The sequence below is a fragment of the Rhizobium sp. 05L419 genome, from assembly GCF_056397845.1.
In genome coordinates, this window is sequence record NZ_JBFTOF010000001.1 from 321,505 (window position 1) to 337,899 (window position 16,395).

The 16,395-nt window shown below is 60.3% G+C and carries 20 protein-coding genes and 1 pseudogene; 10 read left to right on the forward strand and 11 right to left on the reverse strand.

Features of this window, described 5'->3' with window-relative positions; all coding sequences use genetic code 11:
- Positions 1-86: 86 nt before the first annotated feature.
- Complete coding sequence (locus AC1DMK_RS01670; RefSeq protein WP_477856779.1) at positions 87-263, reverse strand: hypothetical protein; 177 nt, start codon at positions 261-263, stop codon at positions 87-89.
- A 475-nt stretch (positions 264-738) separates the two neighbouring features.
- Here AC1DMK_RS01670 and AC1DMK_RS01675 point away from each other — a divergent pair, with 475 nt between their 5' ends.
- Positions 739-1,065: a hypothetical protein gene (locus tag AC1DMK_RS01675; RefSeq protein WP_477856781.1), complete on the forward strand. Its 327-nt coding sequence runs from the start codon at positions 739-741 to the stop codon at positions 1,063-1,065.
- Positions 1,066-1,492: 427 nt separating this feature from the next.
- Here AC1DMK_RS01675 and AC1DMK_RS01680 read toward each other — a convergent pair whose 3' ends face one another.
- Positions 1,493-1,690 carry a hypothetical protein gene (locus tag AC1DMK_RS01680; protein ID WP_477856783.1) on the reverse strand — a complete coding sequence of 66 codons (198 nt, stop codon included), beginning with the start codon at positions 1,688-1,690 and terminating at the stop codon, positions 1,493-1,495.
- Between the two features lie 289 nt (positions 1,691-1,979).
- Positions 1,980-3,011 (reverse strand): cell division protein FtsZ, encoded by a 1,032-nt coding sequence (gene ftsZ / locus AC1DMK_RS01685; protein WP_037063634.1) that lies wholly within the window; start codon positions 3,009-3,011, stop codon positions 1,980-1,982.
- A 192-nt stretch (positions 3,012-3,203) separates the two neighbouring features.
- Here ftsZ and AC1DMK_RS01690 point away from each other — a divergent pair, with 192 nt between their 5' ends.
- Both AC1DMK_RS01690 and AC1DMK_RS01695 read left to right on the forward strand, forming a co-directional pair.
- Positions 3,204-3,416 carry a hypothetical protein gene (locus AC1DMK_RS01690; RefSeq protein WP_037063524.1) on the forward strand — a complete coding sequence of 71 codons (213 nt, stop codon included), beginning with the start codon at positions 3,204-3,206 and terminating at the stop codon, positions 3,414-3,416.
- 101 nt (positions 3,417-3,517) lie between these two features.
- Positions 3,518-4,525 carry a ketopantoate reductase family protein gene (locus tag AC1DMK_RS01695; protein ID WP_477856786.1) on the forward strand — a complete coding sequence of 336 codons (1,008 nt, stop codon included), beginning with the start codon at positions 3,518-3,520 and terminating at the stop codon, positions 4,523-4,525.
- A 90-nt stretch (positions 4,526-4,615) separates the two neighbouring features.
- Here the strand turns inward: AC1DMK_RS01695 and AC1DMK_RS01700 are convergent, their stop codons facing one another.
- Complete coding sequence (locus AC1DMK_RS01700) at positions 4,616-5,773, reverse strand: aminotransferase class I/II-fold pyridoxal phosphate-dependent enzyme (RefSeq protein ID WP_037063632.1); 1,158 nt, start codon at positions 5,771-5,773, stop codon at positions 4,616-4,618.
- Between the two features lie 209 nt (positions 5,774-5,982).
- Here AC1DMK_RS01700 and AC1DMK_RS01705 point away from each other — a divergent pair, with 209 nt between their 5' ends.
- The 5 genes from AC1DMK_RS01705 (at position 5,983) to aat (ending at position 9,785) form a co-directional block, all read left to right on the forward strand.
- Positions 5,983-6,741, forward strand: coding sequence for a DsbA family protein (locus AC1DMK_RS01705; protein WP_037063522.1), 759 nt, complete (start codon positions 5,983-5,985; stop codon positions 6,739-6,741).
- 144 nt (positions 6,742-6,885) lie between these two features.
- Positions 6,886-7,323: a type II 3-dehydroquinate dehydratase gene (gene aroQ, locus AC1DMK_RS01710; protein ID WP_037063520.1), complete on the forward strand. Its 438-nt coding sequence runs from the start codon at positions 6,886-6,888 to the stop codon at positions 7,321-7,323.
- Between the two features lie 22 nt (positions 7,324-7,345).
- Entirely contained in the window at positions 7,346-7,807 is a 462-nt protein-coding gene (accB, locus tag AC1DMK_RS01715) for an acetyl-CoA carboxylase biotin carboxyl carrier protein (RefSeq protein ID WP_477856788.1), read from the forward strand.
- A gap of 10 nt (positions 7,808-7,817) precedes the next feature.
- Complete coding sequence (gene accC / locus AC1DMK_RS01720; protein WP_037063517.1) at positions 7,818-9,164, forward strand: acetyl-CoA carboxylase biotin carboxylase subunit; 1,347 nt, start codon at positions 7,818-7,820, stop codon at positions 9,162-9,164.
- Positions 9,165-9,170: 6 nt separating this feature from the next.
- Positions 9,171-9,785 (forward strand): leucyl/phenylalanyl-tRNA--protein transferase, encoded by a 615-nt coding sequence (gene aat, locus AC1DMK_RS01725; protein WP_477856789.1) that lies wholly within the window; start codon positions 9,171-9,173, stop codon positions 9,783-9,785.
- 2 nt (positions 9,786-9,787) lie between these two features.
- Here the strand turns inward: aat and AC1DMK_RS01730 are convergent, their stop codons facing one another.
- The 5 genes and pseudogenes from AC1DMK_RS01730 to gatB all read right to left on the reverse strand — a co-directional run bounded on the left by AC1DMK_RS01730 (position 9,788) and on the right by gatB (position 13,311).
- Positions 9,788-10,219 carry a DUF2155 domain-containing protein gene (locus tag AC1DMK_RS01730; RefSeq protein ID WP_037063513.1) on the reverse strand — a complete coding sequence of 144 codons (432 nt, stop codon included), beginning with the start codon at positions 10,217-10,219 and terminating at the stop codon, positions 9,788-9,790.
- Between the two features lie 103 nt (positions 10,220-10,322).
- Positions 10,323-10,721, reverse strand: a complete 399-nt coding sequence (locus AC1DMK_RS01735; RefSeq protein ID WP_037063511.1) for an NADH:ubiquinone oxidoreductase subunit NDUFA12 — start codon at positions 10,719-10,721, stop codon at positions 10,323-10,325.
- A gap of 104 nt (positions 10,722-10,825) precedes the next feature.
- Positions 10,826-11,289: pseudogene (locus AC1DMK_RS01740) on the reverse strand (GNAT family N-acetyltransferase).
- A gap of 10 nt (positions 11,290-11,299) precedes the next feature.
- Complete coding sequence (locus AC1DMK_RS01745) at positions 11,300-11,803, reverse strand: N-acetyltransferase family protein (protein WP_477856792.1); 504 nt, start codon at positions 11,801-11,803, stop codon at positions 11,300-11,302.
- 5 nt (positions 11,804-11,808) lie between these two features.
- Positions 11,809-13,311, reverse strand: a complete 1,503-nt coding sequence (gene gatB, locus AC1DMK_RS01750; protein WP_037063507.1) for an Asp-tRNA(Asn)/Glu-tRNA(Gln) amidotransferase subunit GatB — start codon at positions 13,309-13,311, stop codon at positions 11,809-11,811.
- A 143-nt stretch (positions 13,312-13,454) separates the two neighbouring features.
- On the opposite strand from gatB, the gene AC1DMK_RS01755 reads away from it, so the two are divergent.
- Positions 13,455-13,760, forward strand: coding sequence for a DUF1294 domain-containing protein (locus AC1DMK_RS01755; protein WP_477856793.1), 306 nt, complete (start codon positions 13,455-13,457; stop codon positions 13,758-13,760).
- Here AC1DMK_RS01755 and AC1DMK_RS01760 read toward each other — a convergent pair.
- The gene (locus AC1DMK_RS01760) at positions 13,757-14,263 is read right to left on the reverse strand and encodes a GNAT family N-acetyltransferase (RefSeq protein WP_037063503.1); all 507 of its coding nucleotides are present in this window, start codon (positions 14,261-14,263) and stop codon (positions 13,757-13,759) included. The genes AC1DMK_RS01755 and AC1DMK_RS01760 overlap by 4 nt on opposite strands.
- Positions 14,264-14,556: 293 nt before the next feature.
- Here AC1DMK_RS01760 and AC1DMK_RS01765 point away from each other — a divergent pair, with 293 nt between their 5' ends.
- Positions 14,557-14,814 (forward strand): YjhX family toxin, encoded by a 258-nt coding sequence (locus tag AC1DMK_RS01765; RefSeq protein ID WP_477856795.1) that lies wholly within the window; start codon positions 14,557-14,559, stop codon positions 14,812-14,814.
- A gap of 49 nt (positions 14,815-14,863) precedes the next feature.
- Here AC1DMK_RS01765 and gatA read toward each other — a convergent pair whose 3' ends face one another.
- Positions 14,864-16,345 (reverse strand): Asp-tRNA(Asn)/Glu-tRNA(Gln) amidotransferase subunit GatA, encoded by a 1,482-nt coding sequence (gene gatA / locus AC1DMK_RS01770; RefSeq protein WP_477856797.1) that lies wholly within the window; start codon positions 16,343-16,345, stop codon positions 14,864-14,866.
- Between the last annotated feature and the right edge of the window lie 50 nt (positions 16,346-16,395).

The window sequence follows — 16,395 nt, forward strand, 5'->3', positions numbered from 1 at the left end:
TCGTCCTACTGGCATCTAGCCCGAGGGGGCATCTAGCCCGAGGGTAAGGGTTGATCAACAGCGCCCGAATCGGCGCCTGGTGTGCCCTACCGCACGCTCTTCGCATCGTCGGTGGCAGCCGTAGCCGAATGCGGAAGGTCTTCGGCCACTTCTTGGGCCACAGCGGAGAGATCGAGATTGCCCCAGATCGATTCCGCTTGGCGGCGATCGGTGCGGCGGGATGTTTTGATTTCGACGACGAACGGCTTCGACTGAGCGCGCATGGGCTTCCTATTGAAATGCGTTGAACGAATCCTCAACGCACTGAGCCTATGAAGCGTTCCGCGCCTGCGCAAGCTCCCCTCACTATTGAATCCAGCTTCACACAGGCCACGAGACGCGCGGCCCGCGATGGCGTTTGCTTGCTTCAATATGCCAGCCTTTCCGCGAGCCGGATGCCGGCCGTGAAGTTTGTTGCGAAAAATCCTTGAAGGAACAAACGATGTCGACTACGAAGCACCTCGCCGAACATGATGGCGCCCGGGCTTACCGCCGGGGTGATGTCTGGTCGGACACCTTCCCAACTCGAAGAAGCACTGGCAGAGGCCAAAACGCCGCAGAGCGACAGCAGCTCGGCCGCCAGGATGCGGAAATCACATATCAGCGTGCAGACGCAGCTGGACAACGGAACGGTCGATCGGAGGCGACCGCCCGGAAGCCGATGTCGTCGACGACGCCAAGGAATGAAAAAGACTGCGAATGACAATTAAAGACCGTTTTCTAAAGCAGCAGCACGCCTGGATGATCGCTGCCTGCTATTCCCGAAAGCATCCCGACTTCCATCGCTACGGAGGCATCGACGTAGCGGTCTCGCCTCGGTGGAAGGAGAGCCTGGAGGCCTTCATCAACGACATGATCGACGGCCTGCCGCGCAGCCTCTCCGAGCGTCGGCTGGAACTCAGGAATCCGCGGCGCCCATTCGAGCCCGGCAATGTCGAATGGGTCTTCACCAGCAAGCATCGCGGGCTTCGCGCCCCGGACGGGACCCATCCTCATACGACTGAGATGCGTGCGCGCAGAGCCTGAGTCTTCAGCAGCCATCCAAAGTTCGCCGGCCACAACACTCGGGGGAGCAATCACTTGCTCCTCGGGTATCCGGCGAACGCTTCTCAGACCATCGCAGCGAACGAATTCGATCCGCCCGAGCGCTAGACGCCCATCTGGGTCTGACGAAAGTGAGAACCACAGACACGGCAAACCGCCGGCAATGTGCCCGTCTGGCAGCGCCGCTACCACCCCTGCATCAAACGCCGCCCCTAGTAACAGAGGGTTCGAAGCATGCCTGCGGCGTTTGGTTTCGAGCGGCAGTCCTGCGACGCCGCATGCCTTGGCACCGGCCTGGGCGGATTGCTCGTTTCAGTGGCACGGACGCCGCGCTCTGTTGTACACGCGCTGCAGGCGATGGACATCGCGGCGAGGCCGATAAGGCACCAACAACGGACCGGCTTCATCGCTATCTGCCTCGCGCGTTCCTGGTGACGACGAAAAGGATGACGCCCGCTGCGGCCGCGATAGCTCCCCAGTAGATCCACGGCGTTTGATCGATCATGAAGCTTTCTGCTGGGTACGGGAAATAGCCGCTGCCCTGCCCCATCCAGAGCACCCCAATCAGAATAAGCAAGCCCGCGAAAATATATGCAAACTTCGCCATAAAACATCCCTCATCGCAACCCAGCTATCTCTCAACTCGGTCTCATACGAAGCAGACCGGCCGCAGGATCACTGGCAACGAGATCGGCTCCGCGCGCCTTGTCGCGGGCGGGTGACGACCGTCGACCAGCCTCGGTGTGAGCGCCTGAGCAGGCGGAATAAGCCACATCGAATTTAGGGCGCTTGCCTTGCTATTTCCAGGAATTGGGCAGGTGCTCGAGCAGGCCCCGACACCGGGCAGAAAAAACCGCGCGCCCGGGAAAGCGCGCGGCCAGAGAAATAACGAAAATCTACTGCAGAGTGCGCGTCGGCATGCCTTGGCCCGGTGCGGCGCCCGCCTGAACTGCCGTAGCTCCAGCGCCGGCACCATCAAGGCCCGTCGCAACGACCGAGACGCGGAACTTGCCGTCGAGGTTGCGGTCGAAGATCGCGCCGACGACGATATCGGCATCGTCCTGTACTTCGTCGCGGATTCGGCTTGCGGCCTCATCCACCTCGAAGAGCGTCATGTCGGAGCCGCCCGAGATCGAAATCAGCACGCCCTTGGCACCCTTCATAGAAATGTCGTCCAGCAGCGGATTGGCGATTGCGGCTTCCGCCGCTTTCATCGCGCGCTCTTCGCCAGAGGCCTCACCGGTTCCCATCATCGCCCGCCCCATGCCGCGCATGACCGACTTTACGTCGGCGAAATCGAGGTTGATCAGGCCTTCCTTGACGATCAGGTCGGTGATGCAGCCAACACCGGCATAGAGCACGCGGTCGGCTGTCATGAAGGCATCGGCAAAGGTGGTCTTTGCGTCCGCGATGCGGAAGAGGTTCTGGTTCGGAATGACGATGACGGTATCGGCGGCCTGGCGCAGCGCCTCTATGCCTGCCTCGGCGGTCTTCAAGCGGCGGTTGCCTTCGAAGGTGAAGGGCTTGGTCACGACGCCGACCGTCAGGATGCCGGCATTGCGGGCCGCCTGTGCAATGACCGGCGCAGCACCCGTGCCGGTACCGCCGCCCATGCCGGCGGTGACGAAGCACATGTGCGAACCAGCCAGATGATCCATGATCTCGTCGATCGATTCTTCGGCAGCAGCGCGGCCGATCTCCGGCAGCGAACCGGCGCCGAGACCTTCGGTCACATGCGCGCCGAGCTGGATCTTGCGCGAGGCCTTGGATGTCGCGAGTACCTGGGCGTCCGTATTGGCAGCGATGAAATCCACGCCTTCGAGATTTTCCGAAATCATGTTATTGATGGCATTGCCACCGCCGCCACCGACGCCGATCACCGTTATTCTTGGCCGCATTTCGGAAATCCCGTTCTTGGCGTTTGTCATCGCAATCTCCTTCGTGCGCTTTGCTGCCGGCTCCGCCTCTTTATCGGGAACCGAATCGAGCACCAGCCTAGGCGCGCAACAAGGCAGAGCCGGGGCGAAAGAACAAGATGAAGCTTTTGGGAAACTTTATCCGGAACCTTTTTTGCGCCTCGCGCATTGTGAAGAGTCAAGCCAGAGAGGAGAATTGCGCAGATGCCTACGCTAGCCTCACGCCAGTCCATTGCACCTCCCAATGATCATATTCTCACCGCCCAGGAAGCGCTGGAACCCCTCTTCCTTCAGATAGAGGCAGAAGCGGAGGTGAGGATGATCGCCGCAGCCATCCGCGCGGGCTGGACTGCGGAAGATGCCGTTGTCGCAATCGACGAGCTTCGCCGCAACGAACTGCTGCCGGGTGCACTTTGAGGCTGCACATCGAGCTTGGCTGCCGCACCAAAATATCATTCGCCTCGCAGGCGGGATGGCCTATGTCTAACGCGGTCCAATGATCGCGGAGAGGCAACTTCATGCCCATCAGAAATATATGTGTTTTCGGCGCCGGCGCGCTTGGCGGCGCGATTGCAATCAAGCTTGCCTCATCGCTCGGAAGCGCCGTGAACGTCTCGGTCGTCGCGCGCGGAGGTCACCTCGATGCAATCCGGCGGGACGGGCTGAAGCTGTTCGAAGCGGGGTCAGATCTGCCGCTGACGGCGCGCCTGATAGCCACCGACGATCCGACGGGCCTGCCAGAGCAGGATCTGGTCATCACGGGGCTCAAGGGCCACCAGCTCGGCGCAGCGGCCGAGGGCATTGCCCATCTCCTAGGCGACCGTACCCGCGTCCTGACGATCCTGAACGGCATTCCCTGGTGGTATTTCCATCGCGACAACGACAACCGGCACGCCGAACTCCAGTTCGAAGAGCTTGACCCGGGCGGCAAGCTCTGGCGGTTGGTCGGACCGCAACGCGTGATCGGCTGCGTCGCGCATCAAGGCGCCGAAGTCAGCCAGCCCGGCGTCGTCAGGCTGAGCAATGACGGGCACTTCATCATCGGCGAGCCGTCCGGCAACACCACTGCCGACCTTGAAAGCATCGAGTCACTGCTGCGCAACGCGAACATCGGCGTGACGGTCTCGCCGCGGATTCGCGACGACATCTGGAGCAAGCTGATGGGCAATGCCTCTTTCAATCCGATCAGCGCGCTCACCCGCTCATTGATGTCCGACCTCATGGCGGACGCAGCGGTGAGCGATCAGATCGGCAGGGTGATGAAGGAAGTGAAGGCGGTTGGCGAAGCGCTCGGCGCCAATGTGGGCATGTCCGTCGAACAGCGGCTGGAACAGGCCCGGCAGATCGGCCCGGTGCGAACCTCCATGCTTCAGGACCTTCTCGCCGGCAAGGCTCTGGAGATTGCTCCGCTGGTCGGCATGGTGGTGGTGCTCGGGCGGCTGGCGGCGGTGCCTACTCCGGTGTCGGAGACTTTGCTCGCTCTCGTTTCCGCGCTCGACCGGGACAACCGCCGGACCTTTCAGTAGCGGCCCGGCTGGCGCGCCCTTCAGATTTTGATTCAAGACGGCGGGAAACCGAATCCGAAAACCGTCACAGCGCTTTGATAAAGAACGGCTTTATTTCAGCCAACCGGCCATCCGCTCGACCGCCTCTACGATTTCCACCTCGGAGCCAGCATAGGACATGCGCATCGACCTGTTGCCCTCCAGCGGGTCGAAATCGAGGCCCGGTGTCGCAGCGACATTGATCTCGGCAAGCATCCGCTTGGCGAAAGCCATGCTGTCGTTGGTGAAGCGGGTCACGTCGACATAGGCGTAGAAGGCGCCGTCCATGGGCGACGCGATGGAGAGCCCGATCTCCGGTAGGCGGCGCATCAGGAATTCACGGTTGGCGGCATAGCTCGCCTTGTAGACATCGAGTTCGGCGCCTGCGCCGAGCGCCGCCGTTGCCGCGATCTGCGAGAGTTCCGGCGGCGAAATGTAGAGGCTCTGGGCCACGCGCTCGATCGGTCGCACCAACCGATCCGGCAACACCATCCAGCCGACCCGCCAGCCAGTCATGCAATAATATTTGGAAAACGAATTGATGACGATCGCTTCGTCGGTCAGTTCCAGCGCACTGGTTTCCTCGCCTGCGAAAGTCAGGCCGTGATAGATCTCGTCCGAGATGAAGGCGATGGATTGAGCAGAGCAATAGTCGGCGAGCGCCTTCAGCCCCGCCCGGCCCGTCACCGTGCCAGTCGGGTTCGCCGGGCTGGCCAGCAGAACGCCCTTCAGGTCAACATTGTGCTCGACCTGTGCTGCTTCCAGGCTTTCCGGCGTCAGGGTAAAATGTGTCTCAGCCCTTACCGGGACCTCGATCACCTTCAGACCAAGGGCTCCCAGGATGTTGCGGTAGGCAGGATATCCCGGCCGCGCGATCGCCACGGCGTCTCCCGCATCGAACAGCGACAGGAATGCCAGATTGAAACCTGCCGAGGATCCGGTCGTGATCGCGATCCGCGCCGGATCGACTTCCAGACCATGCCGATCCCTGTAGTGCCACGCGAGCGCATGTTTCAATCGCGCCGTTCCGAGCGCATCGGTGTAGCCGATCTTGCCTTCCGTCAGAGCAGCCCGGGCGGCCTCGAGAGCCGCTTGTGGCGCCGGATGCGATGGTTGCCCGACAGCCATCGAGATGACCGGATGACCGCTTGCGCGCCGCTTCGTCGCCTCGGCCAGGACATCCATAGCATGAAAGGGTTCGACTTCGCTGCGTTTGGAAATGGAAAACACGATCGCTTCTCTCTCGCTTTGATTGCGGCCCGACAATTGCCGCATTAATCGGCTCATCACAATCCCGCGATCAAACAACCGATGTGAAAATTCCTGTTTGAAGACAGCTGACCGCACCGTAGTTTGACGCTTCGCATTGCTGACTGTTAACCGGGCGGTGGTATCTGGCACCCGGTACGACGCATATCATCCCCAAAGACGAGGATATCATGGCCCTTCTCCCAAAGATCTTCACCGCGCTGGCACTGACGGCCTCCGTCGCCGTTGCTTTCCCGGCAGCCGCGCTCGATGACGCGCAGAAGAAGGAGTTCGGCGAGTTCATCAAACAGTATCTGATCGAGAACCCCGAGATCATGATCGATGTGCAGACGGCGCTGCAGAAGAAGCAGGAAGCCGCCCGGCTCGTCAAAGCGAATGCCGTGATCTCCGACAACAAGTCGACGATCTTCGATGCCAAATACGACATGACGATCGGCAACCCGAAGGGCGATATCACCATCGTCGAGTTCTTCGACTACAATTGCGGCTATTGCCGCCATGCGCTTTCCGATATGCAGACCATGCTCAAGAAGGACAAGAACGTACGTTTCGTCCTGAAGGAATTCCCGATCCTCGGGCCGGACTCCGTTGCAGCCCACAAGGTCTCTGATGCCTTCCGCAAGCTGGCGCCGGAAAAGTACAGCCAGTTCCATATCGCGCTTCTCAGCAGCGACGGCCGCGCGGACGAAGCCAGCGCCATCGAAGTGGCGAAATCGCTTGGCGTCAGTGAAAAGCAGATCCGTGAAGAAATGGCCAAAAGCGCAAGCGATGCGTCCGTTCAGGAAACCTACCAGCTGGCTCAGAGCCTCGGCATCACAGGCACCCCCTCCTATATCATCGGCAACGAATTGGTGCAGGGGGCGGTCGGCTTCGACGATCTTGAGACCAAGGTGAAGAATATGCGCACCTGCGGCAAGACAAGTTGCTGAGGCAACGCTCATCAAATCGCCAAAATCGAAGCGTTTCAGCCATGTGGACAAATATGGCGCGATTCCGGCTGCCCTGCCCAAAGGGCTTTCATTAAGCCTTTGGTGAGTCTATAGGTTGCCCTCGCACATTTGACGGAACATTCGATGACGCAGACTATTTTCGTCCTGAACGGGCCAAACCTGAACATGCTCGGCAAAAGAGAGCCGGGCATCTACGGCGGCAAGACGCTTCAGGACATCGAAACGGATTGCAAGGCGGCTGGACGCGATCTCGGCATCGAGATCGATTTCCGTCAGAGCAATCACGAGGGCGTGCTTGTCGACTGGCTCCACGAGGCGAACGACAAGGCCATCGGGGTGGCGATCAATGCCGGTGCTTATACGCACACTTCGGTCGCGCTCCACGATGCAATCCGCGCTATTTCCATTCCGGTTGTAGAGCTCCATATTTCCAATGTTCATGCGCGGGAAGAATTCCGCCACAAGTCGATGATTGCGCCTGCAGTTAAGGGCGTCATCTGCGGCTTTGGACCTCATAGCTACATTCTGGCGCTGCAGGCGCTGAAGAATCTCACGGCATAAGAAGAAGACAGGGCAAAAACTCATGGCTGAGAAGAAAAACGGTATCGATCAGGCGCTGATCCGCGATCTCGCAAACATCCTCAACGAGACGGATCTGACGGAAATCGAAGTCGAGCAGGACGACCTGCGCATCCGCGTTTCGCGCAACGGCACCACGCAGTACGTTCAAGCGCCTATGGCGGCACCGGCCTATGCCGCAGCTCCCGCTGCCGCAGCAGCGGCGGCACCAGCCGCCGCCGTTCGCAACCCGGCGAACACGATCAGTGCGCCGATGGTCGGCACAGTCTACATGGCTCCTGCCCCCGGCGCCCGCGCCTTCATCGAAGTCGGTGCGACGGTCAAGGAAGGCCAGACGCTGCTCATCATCGAAGCGATGAAGACGATGAACCAGATTCCTTCGCCGAAGTCCGGCAAGGTGACAGAAATTCTCGTCGAGGACGGCAGCCCCGTCGAATACGGCCAAGCCCTCGTCGTCGTCGAATAAGGCGGGCATCATGGTCTCGAAAATCCTCATAGCCAACCGCGGCGAAATCGCGCTGCGCGTGCTGCGTGCCTGCAAGGAACTCGGCATTCCCTGTGTCGCGGTCCATTCGACCGCGGACGCAGATGCAATGCATGTGCGCCTTGCCGACGAGAGCGTCTGTATCGGCCCACCGCAATCGCGCGATAGCTATCTGAACATCCATCAGATCGTTGCTGCCTGCGAGATCACCGGCGCCGACGCCGTGCATCCCGGCTATGGCTTCCTGTCGGAGAACGCCAAGTTCGCCGACATCCTGGAAGCGCATGGCATCACGTTCATTGGCCCGACGGCGGATCATATCCGGATCATGGGCGACAAAATCACGGCCAAGACGACCGCGCAGGAACTCGGCATTCCGGTTGTTCCAGGATCCGACGGCGAAGTGAAGACCGAAGAAGACGCGCTGAAGACGGCCGCGGAAATCGGCTATCCCGTCCTGATCAAGGCGACGGCCGGCGGCGGCGGACGCGGCATGAAAGTCGCCAAGACCCCCGACGACCTCATCGAAGCCTGGTCGACTGCGCGTACGGAAGCGGCTGCCGCCTTCGGCAACGACGCCGTCTACATGGAAAAATACCTCGGCAAGCCCCGCCACATTGAAATCCAGGTATTCGGCGACGGCGAAGGCAACGCGATCCATCTCGGCGAACGCGACTGCTCGCTGCAGCGCCGGCACCAGAAGGTTTGGGAAGAAGCCAACTCTCCGGCTCTCAATGTGGAGCAGCGCATGAAGATCGGCCAGGTTTGTGCCGATGCCATGATGAAGCTCAAGTACCGCGGTGCCGGCACGATCGAATTCCTCTACGAAAACGGCGAGTTCTATTTCATCGAAATGAACACCCGCCTGCAGGTCGAGCATCCGATCACCGAGGCGATCACCGGTATCGATCTCGTGCACGAGCAGATCCGCGTCGCTTCCGGCGGTGGGCTGTCGTTGACGCAGGACGAAGTACACTTTCACGGTCACGCCATCGAATGCCGTATCAATGCCGAGGACGCGCGCACCTTCGTACCCTCTCCGGGCACGATCACGCATTTCCATGCGCCGGGCGGCCTTGGCGTGCGCGTCGACAGCGGTGCGTATCAGGGCTATAAGATCCCACCCTATTACGACAGCCTGATCGGCAAGCTCATCGTCTTCGGTCGTACACGTGTGGAATGCATGATGCGTCTTCGCCGTGCGCTTGACGAATTCGTCGTCGACGGGATCAAGACCACGCTGCCGTTGTTCCAGGATCTGGTCGACAACCAGGATATTGCCAACGGCGATTACGACATCCACTGGCTGGAAGACTATCTGGCCAACAAGCCGGCGTAACCAGGAATGGCAGGATCGCGCAGGAAGTCTCCAGGCATCACACCGGAAATCCTCCTGCGCGCCTATTCCATTGGGCTTTTCCCGATGGCCGAGTCGGCCGACGATCCGGAAATCTTCTGGGTCGAGCCCGACGTTCGCGGCGTCCTGCCGCTCGATGGATTTCACGTTTCCAAAAGCCTTGCAAAGGCGATCCGGCGAAAGCCCTTCGACATCCGCTTCAACGACGCCTTCGACGATGTGATCGCCGCCTGCGCGGAGGAGACACACGGCAGGCCGAGCACCTGGATCAACCAGACGATCAGATCGCTCTATTCGACGCTACATCGCATCGGCCATGCGCATTCGGTCGAAGCATGGGATGGCGACGGCCTGGTTGGCGGTCTTTACGGCGTTTCGCTGGGCTCGGCGTTTTTCGGAGAAAGCATGTTTTCTCGCCGGACGGACGCGTCGAAGATCTGCCTCGTCCACCTGGTCGAGCGCCTCCGCGAAAAAGGCTTCACACTGCTCGACACGCAGTTCACCACCGAACACCTGAAGACGTTCGGCGCCATCGACGTGCCGAAAGACGACTACGCGCACATGCTCGCTGCTGCGATGGAATCGCCTCACCTGCAATTTTGAGGCTATTTGGCCGCCTTGTCAGGCGCCGGTACGTCCGAGGTCTGCTTGCAGTCCTTCAGCCAGACGTCATAGATCGGATGCTCGACAGCGTTGAGGCCGGGGCTGTCGGCGAACATCCAGCCGGTGAAGATGCGGCGGATCTTGCGATCAAGCGTGATCTCGTCCACTTCGACGAAGCCGTCGATCTTCTGCGCTTCCGCCTGGTCGCGGGAGTGGCAGGCCTTCGGCGTCACCTGCAGCGCACCGAACTGCACGGTCTCGTTGACGTAGACATCGAAGGTCGTGATGCGGCCGGTGATCTTGTCGAGGCCGGAGAAGACGGCGACCGAATTGTCGATACGGGCCGCGAACGCGGCGTGCGGCAACAACGACGAGCAAAATGCCAAGGCCAACCCGACGGCACGCAGGGTATGGTTCCGCGTGAAAAGATTCATATCTACCCGTCTCCACCGCATCTCAAAATCAAAGGCCGCAGTTTCTGCGGCCAACCTGCGGGTAAAGGTCAATTGTGGCCAAAAGCGGGGCCGGACGGCCTTGTCAGTTGCCGGGCGTCCAAGCGTCGTAATCACCGGTGACGCGCGGGCGCTCGCCGGGAACGGACAGAGAGCCAGGCGGACGGTAAGCCTGCGCCGTACCCGTCGGGTTGGCGCGGTGACCAATTTGCCAGTCCTTGGCAACATAGTTTTCCTGGGACGGCGGAACATTGGTCCGGTGGTGCATCCAGCCGTGCCAGCCCGGCGGAATGGCCGAAGCGTCCGCGTAGCCGTTGTAGATAACCCAGCGCCGCGGCAGGCCGAAGGAGGACGTGCCGCCTTCATAGTAGACGTTGCCCAATTCATCTTCGCCGACGCGTTTGCCGAAACGCCAGGTCGCGAAACGCGTGCCCATCGTCTGACCGTTCCACCAGGTGAAGATTTGCAGGAGGAGATTCTTCATGTCTTTTCCTTGAGCTTGCCAGATGGCGAGCGGGACCAGAATTCGATCCCTCGCTTATGCCGTCAGCGGAATGTATTGTCCAGCGATTCCAGAGCAAAGTGGCCTTATTCCAGGGCCATCACGAAGCCTAGGTGCGACGGCGTGAAGCCGAGTTTTTCATAAAACCTGTGCGCACCCTCGCGCTTGGCGCTCGAAATCAACGGCACTCTGCTGAGACCGCGGCCTTTTGCCTCGGCAACGCAGAATTCAATCATTTTCGCACCAATTCGCTGGCCGCGCATATCGCCACGCGTCTGCGCCGCTTCGAAATCATGAAGGATGCTCCGCGCCTTGATAATGTCGTGGCAACAGAAGTCTGGAAGGTGCCGACCACGCCATCGCGTTCCGCGACGTAGAGGGTCTGAACGGGCGATGCGGCAATCGTGTCGAAGGCCTTCACGTAGTCGCCGAAGGCTTCCGGCGCCAGGGCATCGAGATGACCGCCGATATCATCGACTGCGAACATGGAAATCAGTGACACAAGATCGTCTTTTCGAGCTTCGCGAACAATCGTCTGGGCTTTGGTCATCGTGATCGCATCAGTGTGTTTCGAGCGGCTTTTCAAGGATCAAGGTCGCTATACCGGATTGGCCAGGACCGTCGTTTTCGTTGCGGCCGGCATCCGCAAAGCCGTGGGCGCGGTAGAAGGCAATGGCCGTCGTATTCATCGGCTCGACCTCCAGGCGCATGATCTCCGCGTCGGGAAAGCACGTCTCCAGCTCCGCGAAGATCTCGCGCCCGATGCCCTGGCGATGAAGCGCCGGGCGGACGTAAAGCAGATGCAGCATGACCGTCTTGGTCATTTCATCGGACATGGCGGCATAGCCGATGCCGCCAATGTGCTTGCCGTTGTCGGCGACAAGAAACTCCGCATTCTTCCTGACGAGCCGCGCCTGAAGCGCTGCAGGCGAAAAGAGGTGCGCTATGAGTTCCTTGACCTTTGCCTCACCGTGAAGCTCGGCATAGGCGGCGCGAAACGCTTCACCCAACAGGACGCTAACCTTGCCGAGGTCACGCTCGCTGGCTGTGCGCACGAAATACACGGACCTTACTCCTCGATGCCTAGTTTCGCCTTGACGAGTGCCTGGACGGCCTGGGGGTTCGCCTTGCCGCCGGTCGCCTTCATCACCTGGCCGACGAACCAGCCGGCGAGCGTGGGCTTGGCCTGAACCTTGGCGACCTGGTCGGGGTTAGCAGCAATGATTTCATCGACGGCCCTTTCGATCGCGCCGGTATCCGTCACCTGCTTCATGCCGCGGGCGTCGACGATCTCGGCCGGGTCGCCGCCTTCGGCGAGCACGATTTCGAACAGGTCCTTGGCGATCTTGCCGGAGATAGTCTCGGCCTTGATGAGATCGATGATCGCCCCGAGCTGAGCGGGCGAAACCGGAGTCCCTTCAATATCCTTGCCGATTCTGTTCAACGCTCCCAGCAGGTCGTTGATGACCCAGTTGGCGGCCGTCTTGCCGTCACGGCCCTCGGCCACGGCTTCGAAATAATCGGCAATCGCCTTTTCGGATACTAGCACGGAAGCGTCGTAGACCGACAGGCCCAGTTCGCGCACGAAGCGCTCCTTCTTGTCGTCGGGCAGTTCCGGCAGATCCGCTTCCAGTGCCTTGACGAAAGCATCGTCGAATTCGAGCGGCAACAGGTCTGGATCGGGGAAGTAGCGATAGTCATGCGCATCTTCCTTGGAGCGCATGGACCGCGTCTCGCCCTTACCGGCATCAAACAGGCGGGTTTCCTGATCGATGGCTCCACCATCTTCGAGAATGCCGATCTGGCGGCGGGCTTCGTATTCGATCGCCTGGCCGATGAAGCGGATGGAGTTGACGTTCTTAATTTCGCAGCGCGTCCCGAAACCTTCGCCCGGACGGCGGACGGACACGTTGACGTCGGCGCGCATCGAGCCTTCGTCCATGTTGCCATCGCAGGTACCGAGATAGCGCACGATCGAGCGCAGCTTGGTCATGTAGGCCTTTGCCTCGTCCGACGAGCGCATATCCGGCTTGGAGACGATTTCCATCAGTGCCACGCCGGAACGGTTGAGGTCGACGTATGACATGGTCGCGTGCTGGTCGTGCAGCGACTTGCCGGCGTCCTGCTCCAGGTGCAGACGCTCAATGCCGATCTCGATGTCCTCGAACTGGCCCTGGCGATCCGGCCCGAGCGAGATCACGATCTGGCCCTCTCCGACGATCGGATCCTTGAACTGCGATATCTGGTAGCCCTGCGGCAGGTCTGGATAGAAATAGTTCTTACGATCGAAGATCGAGCGCTTGTTGATCTGCGCCTTGAGGCCGAGACCGGTGCGCACGGCCTGCCGGACGCATTCCTCATTGATGACGGGCAGCATGCCGGGCATGGCGGCATCGACGAGCGATACGTTGGAATTCTGCGGCTTGCCGAATTCCGTCGACGCGCCGGAGAACAGCTTCGAATTGGACAGCACCTGCGCATGGACTTCCATGCCGATGATGACTTCCCAATCGCCAGTGGCGCCGGGAATGAAGCGTTTCGGATCAGGCGTGCGAACGTCGACAAGGGTCATGAGATGCTCTTTTTGAAGCTGTTCTTTTCAAGTGGTGAGGTAACGGAAATGGCTTGCCGGTGCAAGGCTTTCAGCGTTTCCGGGCGCCCGTCGCCATGCAGCAGGTTTCGCGATCGTTAACACGAACGCGGTAGTATCGCTCCATGCCGACAACGGATACCATCGAATTTATCGGACTTTTTGCTGGGCTGAACGTCTTTGTGTTTTCGATCTATTTCGCAGACAAGCAGGCTGCCCGCTACGGTCGCCGGCGTGTGAGTGAGAGGACGCTTCTCATGCTGGCTTTTTTCGGCGGCAGTATTGGCGCTATCAGCGCCCAACGCCTGCTTCGGCACAAAACGCAAAAAGAGCCCTTTCGAACCGTCCTGCAGGGGATCGCCGTCCTTCACGTGCTGCTGGTGGTGATGCTCGTCATCGGATTCGGCTGCGTGACGCTCGGCTTTGTCTAGAAAGCACCGTAAATTCCGGTTCCCTCGGTTTCCATAGGCTTCAATAGGCCTACCGACGGCACGTCGCGATCGAGCTTGGGATTGTAGGCGATTGAAAGCCAGTGGATGGAGTAGCCGTGCTTTTGGAAGAAGCCGATCGCTTCGGTGTTTCCCGAGTGCGTCTGCATCATCGCCTTGTCGAAACCATGTTCGGCGATATCCCTTTCGATCTCCCTGAGAAGGGCGGAACCGAGACCATGCCTGGTGAAAGCGGGATCGATCCAGAAATCGGATATGGTCTCGTCCAACGCCTCCCGGGCCGCCCAGCCCGCGACATGCCCGTTCCATTCGGCGACAGTAATCGTCAGCCAACGGCTCGCGACGAAATTGAAGAATGCACTGCGAGCCGCATCCACCATGGCATCGGATTCGCCGATCGTCGCCATCGCTCTTTGCCAGGCCCGCAGCCCGATCTCGCTCAAAAGTTCCGCTTCCCCTTCGCGGGCATTGCGAATGTGGATCACATGAGACCTCCGCGTTACCCCGAAATTAAACCACCGAATCGGCGCTTTATCAAAGCATCGCAGGCAATAATCACGCCTTTTCCCGCGTCCGTTCGCAGGTGCAAAGCTTGACGGGTATTCTGCCGCGCACTATCAAACCCGAATGTTGAGCTCGTCATCAGAGACCCGGTAAAGGCCCTGCCCGCAAGTTCGCTTGCGCGCACGGGCCCAAAAAAACGAAGCCCTGACGTCCACCCCGGACGCCAGATCGTTTTTGTGCGCCTTATCGGGCGCGAGACCGGATCAACATCCCAATGGACATTTCACGCACGGAGCAGCGTATCCTGCACCTGTTGGCCCAGGGCGGCCGCATCGAAATCGAACGCGACGACAGACGGAAAATCGAGGCAGTGAGCTGCTTCACCCGCGACGGCTGGGTCTATCCCGGCGTCGACCTGGATCTCTTTCGCAAGCTCAAACGGCTGAAGGCGATCAAGTCGCAGACCGGACAGCCCTATCGCATCACCGAACGGGGGCTTCGGCTCGTCAGAGGGCAGCTGGACAACCGCTGAAACGGAAACGGCGCCCCGTGGGCGCCGTTTCCGCATCGAGCAATTGAAACTACCACCATTTCGCCGGCGTAAACCTACCCGCGGCCTGTTCGATGACGTGCGCCGTCTTGAACAGCGTCTCTTCGTCGAACGGCTTGCCGATCAGCTGCAGGCCGAGCGGCAGGCCCTTGTGGTCGAGGCCGGCAGGGACGGCGATGCCGGGAAGGCCGGCCATGTTGACGGTGACGGTGAAGATGTCGTTGAGGTACATCTTGACTGGGTCGGATGCGAGATCCTCGTCGGCGATGCCGAAGGCGGAGGAGGGAGTGGCTGGCGTCAGGATCGCGTCTACGCCGGCGTGGAAGGCGAGATCGAAGTCGCGCTTGATTAGCGTGCGGACCTTCTGCGCCTGGATGTAGTAGGCGTCGTAGTAACCGGCCGAAAGGACATAAGTGCCGATCATGATGCGGCGCTTGACTTCCTTGCCGAAGCCGGCAGCCCGGGTCTTCTCGTACATGTCGGCAATGTCCTTGCCGTCGACACGCAGGCCATAGCGCACGCCGTCATAGCGGGCGAGGTTCGACGAGGCTTCGGCGGGCGCAACGATATAGTAGGCCGGCAGCGCATACTTGGTATGCGGCAGCGAAATGCTGACGATTTCCGCACCGGCATCCCTAAGCCAGGCGATGCCCTGCTGCCAGAGTGTTTCGATCTCCTCGGGCATACCGTCGACGCGATACTCGTTCGGGATGCCGATCTTYATGCCCTTCAGCGACTGGCCGAGGACGGCCTCGTAGTCGGGAACGGGGAGATCGACGGACGTGGTATCCTTGGCATCGACGCTGGCCATCGATTTCAGCAGGATCGCGGCATCGCGGACATCGCGGGCAATCGGACCGGCCTGGTCGAGCGAAGACGCAAAGGCAACCGTGCCCCAGCGCGAGCAGCGGCCATAGGTCGGCTTGATTCCTACGGTGCCGGTGAAGGCTGCCGGCTGGCGGATCGAGCCGCCGGTATCGGTGGCGGTGGCGCCGGCGCAAAGGTGGGCGGCAACGGCAGCCGCCGACCCACCGGAGGAACCGCCGGGAACGAGCTGCTGGTTGGAGCCGGCTGCACGCCAAGGATTGATGACGGAACCGTAGTACGAGGTTTCGTTGGACGAGCCCATGGCGAACTCGTCCATGTTCAGCTTGCCKAGCATGACGGCGCCGTCATCCCAGAGGTTCTGGGTGACCGTCGATTCGTAATGCGGCTTGAAGCCGTCGAGGATATGGCTGCAAGCCTGCGTGTGGATGCCTTCGGTGGCGAACAGGTCCTTGATTCCGAGCGGAATGCCTTCGAGCGCACCAGCCTTGCCGCCGGCAAGACGTGCGTCTGAGACTTCGGCCATCTGCAGCGCCTTCTCAGGCGTGACCTTCACATACGCATTGAGCTTGTCGTTTGCCGCCTCAATTGCCGAGATATAGGCCTCGGTCAGTTCGGTCGCTTTGATTTCCTTGGCACGCAACTTCGTACGGGCTTCGGCAATGGTAAGGCTGGTGAGTTCGCTCATGATACTTCGCTTCAAATCTGAGATGGCAACGATGTCGGAAACAGGCTGCG